The organism is Aquibacillus rhizosphaerae, from assembly GCF_030282825.1.
In the GTDB taxonomy this organism is placed as follows: Bacteria; Bacillota; Bacilli; order Bacillales; family Amphibacillaceae; genus Aquibacillus_C; species Aquibacillus_C rhizosphaerae.
The window spans coordinates 1-13,915 of the sequence record NZ_JASTZU010000024.1 but is presented as its reverse complement, the minus strand read 5'-3'; the positions used below and the strand labels follow the sequence as shown (position 1 = coordinate 13,915).

Annotated in this window: 12 protein-coding genes; 7 read left to right on the top strand and 5 right to left on the bottom strand. The window is 36.4% G+C overall.

Translation table 11 applies throughout. The features are described from left to right. Window positions 1-58: 58 nt before the first annotated feature. Window positions 59-781 (bottom strand): 3-ketoacyl-ACP reductase, encoded by a 723-nt coding sequence (locus QQS35_RS06915; RefSeq protein ID WP_285931194.1) that lies wholly within the window; start codon window positions 779-781, stop codon window positions 59-61. Window positions 782-1,220: 439 nt separating this feature from the next. Between QQS35_RS06915 and QQS35_RS06910 the strand changes: the two genes are divergently transcribed. Then, a complete protein-coding gene (locus QQS35_RS06910; RefSeq protein ID WP_285931193.1) occupies window positions 1,221-2,441 on the top strand; it encodes a Bcr/CflA family efflux MFS transporter in 1,221 nt (406 codons plus the stop codon). 56 nt (window positions 2,442-2,497) lie between these two features. Here QQS35_RS06910 and QQS35_RS06905 read toward each other — a convergent pair whose 3' ends face one another. Next, on the bottom strand, window positions 2,498-4,555 hold the full coding sequence (locus tag QQS35_RS06905) for a bifunctional diguanylate cyclase/phosphodiesterase (protein WP_285931192.1): 2,058 nt from the start codon (window positions 4,553-4,555) through the stop codon (window positions 2,498-2,500). A 302-nt stretch (window positions 4,556-4,857) separates the two neighbouring features. Here QQS35_RS06905 and QQS35_RS06900 point away from each other — a divergent pair, with 302 nt between their 5' ends. The 6 genes from QQS35_RS06900 (at window position 4,858) to fni (ending at window position 10,821) form a co-directional block, all read left to right on the top strand. Beyond that, complete coding sequence (locus QQS35_RS06900; protein WP_285931191.1) at window positions 4,858-5,115, top strand: hypothetical protein; 258 nt, start codon at window positions 4,858-4,860, stop codon at window positions 5,113-5,115. A gap of 2 nt (window positions 5,116-5,117) precedes the next feature. Next, window positions 5,118-6,473 carry a tripartite tricarboxylate transporter permease gene (locus tag QQS35_RS06895; protein WP_285931189.1) on the top strand — a complete coding sequence of 452 codons (1,356 nt, stop codon included), beginning with the start codon at window positions 5,118-5,120 and terminating at the stop codon, window positions 6,471-6,473. A 47-nt stretch (window positions 6,474-6,520) separates the two neighbouring features. Next, the gene (gene mvk / locus QQS35_RS06890) at window positions 6,521-7,468 is read left to right on the top strand and encodes a mevalonate kinase (protein ID WP_285931188.1); all 948 of its coding nucleotides are present in this window, start codon (window positions 6,521-6,523) and stop codon (window positions 7,466-7,468) included. Between the two features lie 37 nt (window positions 7,469-7,505). Then, a complete protein-coding gene (gene mvaD, locus QQS35_RS06885; protein WP_285931187.1) occupies window positions 7,506-8,564 on the top strand; it encodes a diphosphomevalonate decarboxylase in 1,059 nt (352 codons plus the stop codon). 15 nt (window positions 8,565-8,579) lie between these two features. Continuing rightward, window positions 8,580-9,683, top strand: a complete 1,104-nt coding sequence (locus tag QQS35_RS06880) for a phosphomevalonate kinase (RefSeq protein ID WP_285931186.1) — start codon at window positions 8,580-8,582, stop codon at window positions 9,681-9,683. 109 nt (window positions 9,684-9,792) lie between these two features. Next, window positions 9,793-10,821 (top strand): type 2 isopentenyl-diphosphate Delta-isomerase, encoded by a 1,029-nt coding sequence (fni, locus tag QQS35_RS06875; RefSeq protein WP_285931185.1) that lies wholly within the window; start codon window positions 9,793-9,795, stop codon window positions 10,819-10,821. Window positions 10,822-11,250: 429 nt separating this feature from the next. Here the strand turns inward: fni and QQS35_RS06870 are convergent, their stop codons facing one another. From QQS35_RS06870 to QQS35_RS06860, 3 genes are all read right to left on the bottom strand, one after another. Then, complete coding sequence (locus tag QQS35_RS06870; protein WP_285931184.1) at window positions 11,251-11,763, bottom strand: GNAT family N-acetyltransferase; 513 nt, start codon at window positions 11,761-11,763, stop codon at window positions 11,251-11,253. Between the two features lie 382 nt (window positions 11,764-12,145). Beyond that, the gene (locus tag QQS35_RS06865) at window positions 12,146-12,376 is read right to left on the bottom strand and encodes a hypothetical protein (RefSeq protein ID WP_285931183.1); all 231 of its coding nucleotides are present in this window, start codon (window positions 12,374-12,376) and stop codon (window positions 12,146-12,148) included. A gap of 46 nt (window positions 12,377-12,422) precedes the next feature. Then, the gene (locus QQS35_RS06860) at window positions 12,423-13,238 is read right to left on the bottom strand and encodes a phytoene/squalene synthase family protein (RefSeq protein WP_285931182.1); all 816 of its coding nucleotides are present in this window, start codon (window positions 13,236-13,238) and stop codon (window positions 12,423-12,425) included. Window positions 13,239-13,915 lie beyond the last annotated feature (677 nt).

Genomic DNA, 13,915 nt, shown 5'->3' with positions numbered 1-13,915 from the left:
TCTATTTCTTATTCTTAATACGTGAAATGACAGGGACAGGCTCACTGTCCCCATATCCCTAAAACGGGTTTGTTGCCCATTGTAGTGATTGTTTGATGAATATACGCGGATTAAGTTTAAGTTGTGACACCATATATTCGGCTAAGTCTTCTGGTTGCATGAACTTGTCTTGATTTTTTTCTTCTAATTGATCCCCAAAGGCTAATTCTGTAGCTACTAGACTCGGGTTCAGTGTGAAAACACGTACATTGTTGCGGCGTACTTCTTGCATAAGTGCCTCAGTCATTCCTTGGATAGCAAATTTCGAACCACTATACGCCGTAGATCCAGCTGTTCCCTTCAAGCCATTACTAGAAGAAATGTTGATGATATCCCCTTGATCTTTGGTAATCATTTGCGGTAGGACGGCTCTTGTAACATGGTACGTACCAAAAACATTTACCTCAAATGTACGCTTCCAGTCTTTTGGATCAGTTTCTAAGAATGAGCCATGCATCCCTATCCCAGCATTATTTATAAGTATATCCGCTGGACCTAGATTGGCTTGTAAGCTTGCTACTGCTTCATCTACTTCCTCCATCTGTGCTATATTTGCTACTGCTATACTCACTCTAACACCATGACTCTCTGCTTCTTTTGCTACTTCTTGTAGCTTTTTTTCTGTTCGAGCAATCAAACCTACGTGGACACCTTCTTTAGCCAATTCAAGTACTGTTGACCGGCCTATACCACTACTTGCACCTGTAATATATGCAATCTTACCTTTTAAATTTTGTCCCATCATCCTCATCCTTTCTATTCATTCTTCACATTAATATTATAGGTTAGTTAAAAAAGAAACCAGAATTTATCCCTATTGGTGCGAATTTTAAAATAAATAGATTAATTTATGTTACTATATATTGGTTCTTTAAATATGGCTGTTATCTTAAATTGTTATGATAGATAATATATAAAGTCGCACTAACAGCTATGTTGATTTTCGCTCCGGGCAGTCGCACACCTTAGGGCACCGCTTCAGCGTTTTTTGCGAGCGAGGAGACTGAAGCGTTCCCCACGGATCCAAAGCGGCGTAATTACCAATGAACTAGAAATAATACAAAAAGTTAAGAATACTTAGTACAAACTTCACATCAAGTTCGAGGGCTTTATAGCAATAATATTTGCGAAAAGAGCCTTAAATATAAACTTTCATTTGAACTAGAAAGGTGTTTAGATTTATGTTACATAATCCAACAGGAAAAGAGCGTTTAGGATTAGCATTTTTACTTGCTATGCTTGGTATATTAGGACCACTTAATATTGACATGTATTTACCTAGTTTCCCTGGTATTGCCGAAGATTTAAACGCTCGTGCCTCGTTAGTACAACTTAGTTTAACAGCATGTTTAATTGGCCTTGCCATTGGTCAGATCTTTGTAGGTCCAATTAGTGATGCTCAAGGAAGAAGAAAGCCTTTATTAATATCGATTTCCTTGTTTGCCATAGCCTCCCTGCTTTGTGCCCTTGCGCCTAACATTACTACATTAGTAGTAGCGCGATTTTTACAAGGTTTTACTGCTTCAGCTGGAATTGTTCTTTCTCGCGCAGTTGTCCGAGATGTATTTAGTGGAAGAGAGCTTACCAAATTCTTTGCACTTTTAATGGTAATTAATGCAACGGCACCGATGATTGCACCAATGGCTGGTGGAGCAATCTTATTGTTGCCAAATGCTAGCTGGCATACGATATTCTTTTTCTTAAGTTTACTGGGACTTATCATTGTCGTAACAGTTGCACTGAAGTTAGAAGAAACGTTGTCAAAAGAAAGACGTATCCCAAGCTCTTTCGGGCATTCCATTCGTACGATAGGAAATCTAATGAAAGACCGTTCCTTTATTGGTTACGCATTAGTCGTAGGCTTTATCCATGGTGGAAGTTTTGCTTATGTATCAGGGACACCATTTGTCTATCAAAATATATATGGTGTGTCACCTCAAACATTTAGTATTCTATTCGGTATTAATGGTCTGGCTATTATTTTGGGGAGTTTTCTTATTGGACGTCTAGGCGCATTTATTCACGAAAGAAAATTGCTTCGAACCGCCGTTATGATTTCAGTTAGTGCAACTTTACTTCTTTTGATCATGACAATTATAGAAGGGCCATTAGCAATGCTTGTCCTATCGATATTCATTTACATGATTACTATAGGTATGATTCTTACAAGTACGTTTACCTTAGCGATGGAAAAGCAAGGACAACGTGCAGGTAGTGCAAGTGCAGTTTTAGGTATGCTTCCCTTATTACTCGGGTCGATGGTCTCTCCTCTCGTTGGCATTAATGAAGAAACAGCAATACCAATGGGGACCATTTTATTTGTTACATCCTTCATTGGTTCCATAGCCTTCTTTAAATTAACAAGGTCAAATGAAACAGATATAATACAGACCGAGGAATAAAACCCTCCGTCTGTATTATTTCACATAAGTTTGACTAAAAATAAGAATGGAATCATTTACATCCATAGCTTTTCAAACTCCGCAATCCGGACTGGTTTACTAAACAAGTAACCTTGGAGTTCATCACATTCAAGTTTCTTTAAAACTGCCAACTGTTCCTTCCGTTCTACTCCTTCTGCAACAATATTAATGTTTAGCTTTTTTCCGAGTGCAATCATGAAGCTAGCAATAGCAGCACTTTCTTCGTTTGTATCAATATCACTGATAAACGAGCGATCAAGCTTAATTGTATTAAAGCCATATTTTCTTAAATAATCTAATGATGAATAACCTTTCCCAAAATCATCCAATGCGATTTGAATACCAATTTTTTTAAGTTCTATTACTTTGTTTAATAACTCTTGATCGCTATGTACAAGGATGCTTTCTGTAATTTCAATTTCAATCCACTTTCCTTCGATATCATTTTCTTCAAGAAAGCTTGCAACACGTTTCACCAAGTCTTTTTGTAAAAATTGTAGTGTAGAAAAATTAACAGATATTTTAATCTGCTCTTTTCCAGCTTCTTTCCATCGTCTTAGTTGACGACATGCCTCTTGGTAAACCCAATCACCAATCGGAACAATCATCCCTGACTCTTCTGCCAAATGGATAAAATCATTTGGTGGAATCATCCCAAGATTCGGGTGGTTCCAACGTATTAACGCTTCTGCCCCACAGATTTGACCATCTTTGGCACTAATTTTCGGCTGATAATACAATTCAAATTCATTATTTACAAGTGCCCGGTTAAGATCTCTTTGTAAAGAAAACGTTTCATTAGCTTTTTCCATCATCTCTTGTGTGAAAATCTGGAAGTCGTTTTTTCCTTGTTCTTTCGTTAGATACATCGCCAGATCAGCTGTCTTCAACAGGGACTGCTTATCCTGACCCGACTCCGGAAAAACACTTATGCCAATGCTACCTGTTATTACAAATTCATATTGGTTATGGGTAAATGTGTCGTTTAGATTGTGTTTAATTTGATTAGCTACCTCTGATATCTCGGTTACCTCTGCAATATTCGGAATCATGATAAAGAATTCATCGCCACCCCACCTAGAGACCATTGCCTTTTTAGGAACACTTCTTTCTAACGTTTGTGCAACTGTTTTCAACAATATGTCGCCACTATCATGCCCAAGCGTATCATTAATCGACTTAAAGTTGTCTAAATCAACGAACAAAACCGCTAATTTAGTCTGTTCTTCTTTTGACAAAATTAATTGATCTTCTAAACTCTTTTCAAAAAATCTACGGTTGGGCAAACCTGTTAAGTAATCATGGTAAGCGATATATTGGATTTCATTTTGTGCGCTTTTAAGATCGGTTATATCTCGGTAGTTTATCACGATCCCTTTTACATCCGGATCATCTACAAGGTTTGTAGCAATAACTTGGATGTCTAACCAATTGCCATTTTTATGTTTTAATCGCAATTCAATTTTCACCGTTTGATCAGGTCTTTTGCTAAGTACTTCTTGCAACGCTAAACGAGCTCTATCCATATCATCTGGGTGCATGATTTGGTATAAATCTCCCGTCATTTCCTCCACTTTAAAACCTAAGACTGTTTCTAGGGAATCACTGAAATAAACGATTTCTCCATTTTTATTAATAATACTAATTATATCTGAAGAATTTTTTATTAAAGATTGAAATTTATTATTCTGTTGTTTTATTTCTTCTAACCATCCTGTTATATCTTTTCCAATTACAAAAAGACCCAAAATATCTCCATCAACTTTTATAGGGACGGCATCTATAGAAACTGTTTTGACTTCTCCACTTTTATGAACAATTCTAAAATTTCTCCTTTTTCCCTTCCCGTCCATCGCTTCATTAAAAAAGCTACCCACCTTTGAAATATCCTCTGGATAGAGCATCGATTGGTAACTTTTCCCCATTAATTCTTCACTATAATATCCAGTAAGTTCAATTAACCCTTGATTATAATCAATTAATACTCCATGTTCATCCAAAATATAGATGGCATCCGAATGTATTTCTATAAATTTATCATAAGAAAATCGATTAGATTTCAAATAAGCTTTTAATCTGGTTTGGTTATTCATAAGCCACCTTCTTTCTATTTATTAACTTCTTATTTATTATTACCCTATTTAAGCTCAAGGCAAGCGGTAAAATATTAACAATTTCAACCAATTTTATATGAATTACAGAACCAGAAAACCAATAAACTCCTCAAACTAATTAAACTATTTGCTTTAAAAATCGCAAAATGTGATAATAATCACACTGCCCAACCTAAATAAATTATTGATGTTGAGAATCGTTATCATTATAATAAATATGTTAAGTTGGATTATCATTATTCGACAAAAACATACTCATAGAAAAAGGAGCTGAATAAGCATTGACAAAAACAAATCATTCTGAGGACGAACAATCAAAGAATAATATCGAGGTTTGGGAAGATCTTGTTAATATAAAAGATTTAGTTTTATCTTTATTCATTTGTAGTTTTACTACTTTGACAGCTTATTTTATCGCCCCAAACGAGCCGCCTCAACCATTGTTCTATGGATTAATAGGAGCTCTCATCGGCTTTGGAATTTGTAGTTATTTTATTAAACCAAAAAGATCAATGCGTGAAGCGGAAAGTGAGGAATAAAGATGGATGCAGTATTAATTATGCAAATGATTATGGCTGCTGTTTTAGCTGCAGTCATTTATTCAATTATAGGAATAGCTCCAGGTACAGATGAAACGGCCGTATTAGCACCGGTTACCTTAGTACTCGTTTTAACTGGAATGGAACCAATCATTATTTTGTCGTTTTTCATTTCTGCGATTGTTGCAAAAAAATTAACCGATTCTGTTCCAGTTGCTGTAGCAGGAATTCCAGGTGGTGTGATGTCAACGCCGATGGTCGAACATGCACTCGTGCTGAAAAAGCATGGACTAACTGACTTAAGTATTCGCAAAATGGCTTCTGGTTCCGTTATTGGTACTACCGTTGCTGTTCCTGTTAGCTTAATTCTAGCCAATGCTCTGATCCCTGTTTCTGATGTAATCAAAGACTATGCTAATCCGTTGTTTTTCTTTGGTGCCGTTTTTTTAGCACTAATGACGAAGAATAAGATACTTGCCCTTGCTTCGATTATTCCTTTTGCCTTATTAATTCAAGGACTAAGACATTTATACTGGGGTGTTGGAGTAGTACCTGAAGGGACAAATGTTTTCATCTCCTTTTTCTTGGGTATAACAATCGGACCAGTGATTTTAACTTTATTTGAACTGTTAAACAAAGACAAAAGAAATTCTCTACAACGTTTTGGTAAAAAAGATATTACATACAATAAAAAGAATCGCTATAAAGGAATCCCAAATCCTTTTAAAATTTTAACAGGAAAGGAATTATTGTCCAGTTCCTTTACTTCTTTAATCGGATCACTTACTTTTATTATGAGCCCTGTAGGAATCACGATATTCTTGGGGGAATTATTTACTAGCAGAATCAAAGACCCTGTCAAAAAAGCGTCACGTGCTATCTCATCCATGGATGGGTTAACAAATGCTGCTTATATTTCAGGAACGTTGATTCCTTTAATTGCATTAGGTATTCCATTATCACCAATGGCCATTGGTCCAGCCAATGCTTTATTTAACGCGCCACCTGTGTTTACATTAGAACATAATATGCACCATGTTCTTTCCAATGCAGATTTTATTTGGGCAACATTGATAGGTGCGATTGTTGCAATAGTAATTACTTATTTTATAATTGTTAAGTTTTCCAATCAGATATGCGCGTTTATTTTCACAAGAATTCCACATGAAGCAATGTTAGGTTTGTTTTTTGCTTTAGTCTTATTGCTTGCATTTATGGATGCGGGATGGATAAATATAGGTGGCGTGCTTTTAATTGGTATGGTGGCGGGAGTTCTGCACCGCTGGGGAATCAACTATGGTGTGCAGTTCATGATTCTGTATTCAGCTCCATGGATTATTTCTAAATTAGTAGGCTAAGTAGAGGTTCGATTGAATTCCTGTAAGGCCAGAAGTGAGGTATCCTAATGATTAATCTTTCTAAAAACACAGTAGTCGGTAGCTCACATGGTAAGCTAATTTTAGTTGGCGAACATTCTGTTGTTTATGGTAAACCAGCAATTGCCCTTCCCCTTCCACTTGTTGAAGTAAAAGCGAGTGTTCAGTCGGTTTTAAATGATACGCTAATCATTGATTCCATGTATTACGTCGGACCACTTCCAGACTTACCGGAAAAAATGCATGGCATTGCTGCTTGTATAAAAGAAACACTAAAATATTTGGAAAAGCCTGCGGAGGGTTTAATTATAAAGTTAGAATCCACCATACCACTAGGTCGGGGACTAGGTTCTAGTGCTGCGGTCGCAATTGCAGTAGTAAGAAGTTTGTATGCTTATTATGGTAGGAAACTATCAAAGGGAGAATTATTAGAGCTTGCTCATCTTGCTGAAACCTATGCGCATGGTAATCCAAGTGGTATTGACACTGCTGCCGCTTCTAGTGATCAGCCAATATGGTTTCAAAAGGGTCATCAAATTGAATCTGTACAGATAGGACGACCCTTCTATTTAGTTGTAGCTGATACTGGACGCGTAGGTGATACCCATGCAGCAGTTGCATCTATCAAGAATAAATCTACAATTAACCCTATAGATACACAACATTCGATTGACCAGCTTGGAGAAATAAGTGAACAAGCACGTGTTGCATTGGCACATGGAAACGTGAAGTTATTAGGGAACTTACTAAATGCGGCCCAAGATAAACTTACTACATTGGGTGTTAGTGATCAAGGCTTAAATCAGTTAGTAAACGTAGCTCGAGACGCTGGTGCTATTGGAGCGAAGCTTACGGGTGGTGGCCGCGGTGGTTGTATCGTGGCCCTTGCACATAACATGAACGAAGCAAAATCAATTGCCATTGCTTTAGAAAAAGCGAACGCGCGAAAAACATGGTATTTTACATTAACAGAATAATCAACTTCGCTGTCGTTAACTATTAGGAGGAATTTACGTGGAGGCCATTGCTAAAGCACATACGAATATTGCACTTATTAAATATTGGGGAAAGCGCGACGAAACATTATTTTTACCAATGAATAGTAGCCTTTCCATCACGTTAGATCGATTTTATACAACAACGGCTGTTCAGTTTTGTTCCTGTTTAAATAAGGATGTATTTTTGTTAAATGGGCAAATTGCAAGTGAGGCTGAAACAATGAAGATTGTTGCTTTTTTAGATCACGTAAGAAATATCGCTGGCAAAAATATGTATGCCATTGTAAACTCGGTTAATAAAGTACCAACAGCAGCAGGTTTTGCATCTTCTGCCTCCGGTTTTGCAGCGCTCGCAGCAGCTGCAACTAAGGCAATTGGTATGGATACCGATAATAAGACACTATCTCAAATTGCTCGCCAAGGTTCTGGTTCAGCCTGTAGATCAATCTACGGTGGTTATGTAGAATGGCAAAAAGGGGAGGAAGTCGATGGCTCGGATTCCTTTGCTAAGCCAATTAGTGATAAACAAGACTGGAACCTAAGCGTTCTCTCTTGTCTAGTTGCCTCAAACGAAAAGAAAGTACTTAGTCGAGAAGGAATGAAGCGAACCGTTGAAACGTCTCCATTTTATAAAGGTTGGCTGGATACAGTAGAAAAAGATCTAGTTCAAGCAAAAAGAGCAATCGCTGAACGTGATTTCGAGATGCTCGGTACGGTTGTTGAAGCTAACGCATTAAAAATGCATGCTACAACCTTAGGTGCTAATCCTCCTTTTATGTATTGGCAAAGTGCTACCCTTGAAGTTATGGAACATGTACAACAACTACGCACATCAGGTATTGAGGCTTATTTCACGATTGATGCAGGTCCAAATGTGAAAGTGATTTGCCACCAAAAAGATGAACAAGCAGTCCTTGAACACCTGGCCACTTTACCGTCAGTGCAAAATGTCTATCTTTGTCATCCAGGACCGGGTATTAGCTACCTGCCTGATACTGCTACCGAAAATGGAAGTAAGCTATTCTATAAAACATACCATCAAAGTAATTGTGAAAACAAGACTAGTCACACGTAAAGGGGTGAAACAGAATTGCCCAATTCTAACTATAAAGTGAAAGTACCCGGAAAACTATTTATTGCTGGAGAATACGCTGTACTTGAGCCAGGACAAGAGGCTATCGTAATAGCTATTAACCGTTATATTACATTTACAATTGAAACAAGTAACAAAAATCAACTTTCCCTACCTCAACTTTCCCTAGAAAAAGTTTCTTGGACAGGATCTGGTAACAAGGCACACTATAATGTTTTTGATAAACGTTTGCGGTTTATTCAGAACACGATTAGTTTAGTTGATGATTTTTTACATGAAAATTTAATTGCGTTGAAACCTATTCACTTGACCGTATCAAGTGAATTAGATGATGAAGTTTCAGGACGAAAATATGGTTTAGGATCAAGTGCTGCCATAGTCGTTGGCATTGTAACTGCCATGCTAAATTATTATAAGCAAGAAACTATCAAGCTTTCTCCTGACTTAATTTTTAAATTGGCAGCAATTGCTCATTTCAAGACACAGGGTAGTGGCTCTGGGGCAGATATTGCAGCTTCCACTTTTGGAGGCTGGATTCGTTACTCTAGTTTTCAGCCAGATTGGATAGAAAAGCAACTTGAGCAAGGTGTTGCCATTAGTGAATTAGTAAAAAAAACTTGGCCTAAGCTAGTCATTGATAAAATCACTCCCCCTCCTCTTCTAGAGCTTTGTGTAGGATGGACAGGGTCTGAAGCTGCAACAGCGCCAATGATTAACAAAATCCAAGCATTACGTGACTTGAATCCAAGCCTATATGCACAATTTTTGCAGGAAAGTTCGACTGCAGTTGCTGGCCTCGTCAACGCCTTTGAACAAGTGGATTGTTTAACCGCTATTAATAGCCTAAAGAAAAATCGTCAAGCACTACTCCAGTTAAGTAATCATGCAAATGGGACAATCGAAACCCCCATGTTAACTAACTTAGTAATCATAGCAGAGAGATATGGAAGTGGTAAGTCTTCCGGTGCTGGTGGCGGTGATTGTGGAATTGCATTCGTTGCAGGAGAAAATAAAAAGCAAGCATTACATTCTGAATGGAAGTCATCTAATATTTCACCATTAGATTTAAGTGTTTCTGAAAAAGGAGCATCTCTGGTTTAGCAATAATCCAATTGTTGATTGATGTAGTTTAATGTAAAATAAGATGAAGCATACTATTTTGTTCTATCCATCATATATAGGATGATAGATTTTATTAAGGAGTTTTTTTATGGTTGATTCAATTGATAAACGAAAATCACAACATATCGACATTGTATTAAACGAAACGGTTACTGGTCTAAACACCTCAACAGGCTTTGAATCGTTTAAATTCATACATAATGCATTGCCTGAAATTGATTTTAATGAAATTGATTTATCAAGCGACTTTTTAGGTAAACGTTATAAGACCCCATTTTTGGTAAGTTCCATGACTGGTGGTGCAGCATTAGCAGAGACGATTAATCGCAATATTGCTGAGGCTTCCGAAGAAAAAGGATGGGCCATTGGATTAGGATCTACTCGTGCATTAATCGAAAACGAAAAATACCGTTCTTCGTTTCAAGTAAGAGAATATGCACCAAGTGTTCCAATTATAGCTAATCTAGGAGCTGTCCAGCTTAACTACGGTTTTGATTTAGAGAAATGTCAAAAGATCATTGAAATTACAGAAGCAGATGCATTAGTGCTTCACTTAAACAGTATCCAAGAGGTTATTCAACAAGGTGGAGATACGAATTTTAAAGACTTACTTATTAAAATTGAAAAACTTTGCCGAGAACTAGATGTTCCCGTCGGAGTTAAAGAAGTTGGCTGGGGTATTGATGGAACAGTTGCTAAAAAACTATGTGATGTAGGTGTATCTTTTATTGACGTTGCTGGTGCTGGCGGTACCTCATGGAGCCAAGTTGAAAAGTATCGTTCCAAAGAACCAATCAAGAAACAGGCTGCTGAAGCATTTAGCGAATGGGGCATTCCTACTGTTGAATGTATTACATCCGTTCGCAAACAAATTGGAAACCAAACCGTCATAGCTAGTGGTGGAATAAAAACCGGTGTCGATGGAGCAAAAGCTATCGCCCTTGGTGCAGATATGGTCGGTTTTGGTCGCTCTGTCTTGCAAGCAGCAACCGAATCTGTTGACCAGATGTTAGAAGTAATGGCCACTAAAGAATTAGAATTACAAATGGCCATGTTTGCCATAGGTGTTAAATCGTTAGATGAATTAAAAGTCACTGACAGGTTAGTACAACGTTAATGTTTTTTAGTAAGTTTCAATTTAAGTAGTCATGATACCGTGGAAAAAATGGCACTAAAAAACTATATATTTAGCACATGACAACGCTTGGAGTTCAATCCCAAGCGTTGTTTCATAAATTGTTTAGCAAAAGACAGCCCTTAACACGATAACAACGGACTTCTAATAGAACTTAATAATGTTTAATAAGCCGAAGATTAAAATTACAAGCGTTTTCGCAACATATATGTAGCTTTTCTTTACAAATAAATGATTAGAAAATATTACCGAAATGAAGATTAATAGATATTATCTATTAATCTTGGAAACGGATCAAAAAAATTGGTCCATTGTTATCTTTAAAACTGGCCATTTTACAAAGTAGGAAATGTTACTTCAACATGGAATGGGAGCCACTGATTTGGCAACTCCTCGTTTAATATTCCCCGGTTATTTCACCCAACCATAATATACAAAAGATAAAAGGTTTCCATTCATAATAAATTCTGTTTCCCTTGTTTCTATGTATGTAAATTCGTTTTTTTCCAATACTTTTTGTGACTCTATATTATCAGCCGTCGTTTTCGCTAAAACCCGTTTTATCCCTAATTGGTCCGTGTTTTCTAGTAAGAGATTCATAGCTTTGTTAGCGACTCCTTTACCAGTATGTGATTCCCCGACTCTATAACCGATATGACCAGTACCTTGCGACTGTTCAATATCCATTAAGTTAATCCTTCCAAGAATTAAGTCATCTTTATCCTTAATTAAATAAAAATAAGATAACCCTTGAGCTTGTTCATATAGCAGTGCTAAATTCTTTTTTTTAAATGACTCAAAATTATAGTAATGATCCCCTCGACTTGGTACCATTTCTTCAAAATAAGCTCTGTTTTCAATTTCAAATTCAAATAACTTCTCAAAATCCGCACTGTTTAAGTTTTCTATTTTAATATCTAACATACAACATACATACCACCTATTCTAAAATATATAATGCTTCTTCAACTAAACTCAGTAAGAAATTCATCACAAACTTAACGTTTATTTTAGCACAAAATTACCATTTCCTTTCTGATTTTTTAAAATCAACATACCAAGTAGACGTAGGCTCACCGCTGTTATTAGCCTGGTTTTCTATGAATTTTCTATTCAAATTCAAATGTTTATCTTCAATACTCGCTAATATATATGAAAAAAAGACCAAATCATATGTAATTTGGTCTTTTCATAGTATCCCTATTGTGTATGTTTCTCTACCGAAACAATCCATTTGAATTTATATGGGTTCCTGTTAAATTCTTAGATAAAGGCTTAACCGTTTTTAGAGGTTTAGATTAGAAATTTAGACATTAACAAGATTAGCTAGCTGCTTGTTTCTCTCTATTCGTTCATCAGTTGATATAAGGTCGTATTTCTTCAATAAGTGAAACAGATCATTAAGTATCTCTTGTGTTAATTCCTTTTGTAAAAAGTCATCTATTTCATTTTTTAAATCTTCGGGCAAGTATTTCCTTTGTGCTTTTAACTTTAGTATAACATCTTCATGTGAATGATTGATTGTACATTTCCCCATTATAAATCTCCTCTCATAAATCCCAATATATAAAGGTTACCAAATACTATTTGGTAACCTGAGCAACAATCTCTTCTACTTCATTTCTAGATATTTTTTCTCGACCATTTTTCAATGCCTTCAGTGTTTTATTTGCAAGTGCCAAAGGAATTTTACAAAACAATTTAATGTTTCGGTTTTTAATATCCTTCATGTATTCATCTGCAAGTTTCAAATTATTTGTAGCGTATTGAAACATGTCGTCTCGATTCCAATTTTCAGGCATGAAACTCACACCTCTTTCATAATCTTCCTGTTGATTACGCAAAATATTTACAGATTGCAAACCTCTACCAAAAGCAATAGCTAAATCTTGGTCAGTCTCGGTATTATCATACCACTTCCAAATATCTGAGAGCATAACACCAACAAGTCCCGCGACATAATACGTATAGTCGTCCAATTCTTCTACGGTTTTAATCAACCAATCTTTTTCTACCCAATCAGCCATCCCAGCTGCCATGATACTAGTTGATTCTTTAACTTTGTCAACTATCCCTTCCGGACATACGTTTATCCAATCATCAAGACGCAGAGTTACCTCTGGTAAGATAGATTCATAAGGTTGTATCAATTTGCGGTATTCCACAACATCAAATTCCTTTTTCAAGAGTAGACTGGTAGAATTTAATAAATGTTGTTTCTCTTCAGGTTCGATCATTTCATGATCTTCAATTTCATCAATCGCTCTCATACATAAATAAGCAGAAGCTACAGTTTTTTTCAATGTAGGTTCCAAGAGACTAATTGGTATGTAAAACGTCCGACTTGTAAGTTTTAGTACGTGCATTGCTTCTTTGTGTAACTTTTTCACTTCACTCAACTTTTTCCCTCCTTTTATAAAAACTTAAGGTGAAATAGGTTAATCCCCTTGATTAGTTTCGAATCAACTTCAATGGGGAAGCTCTACTTTCTTATTACTTCTATTGTATCACGAAGCTTTTGTGCCTGTCACAACTCGACAAAAGACTGTTAACAAAAAAGTGTCAATATCTCAGTGTTCTTCCTTGTTTTTACTATAATCCAAGCATAAAATACATAAAATTACCAGTTATAAATGATAGCTTACAGTTCTAAAACTATAAAATAACTATTTATGTCAAACATACGGACACTTCTTATCGATTCTCTTTTATAAAGACTCATTTCATAAACATTGGACTTTCCATCCTTCAAACTTGATATAAAGTCCGCAATAACTTTATCGTAACCTCTTTGCATTCTTTTTAAGATGAGTGGTTAATCTAGCGCTACGGAAAAACACTCCCTTTCCGGGGGGCAGCACCTTAGCCTCCTCGGTCACACACAACGTTTCCTTGAAAAAGAACAACACTTTTTCTGCGTGCGATGTCATTTCACTGGAGTTTTCCTTACCCTGTGGGGTCTTCGGAAGCTGCTCTTCCCAAGGAGTGTCGCATTTTTCCTTCGCTCAGTGAATTTTTCTTTCGAGTGAAAATAGTCCAATAAATATAAATAACATCTATCTCTAGATTAAGAGAA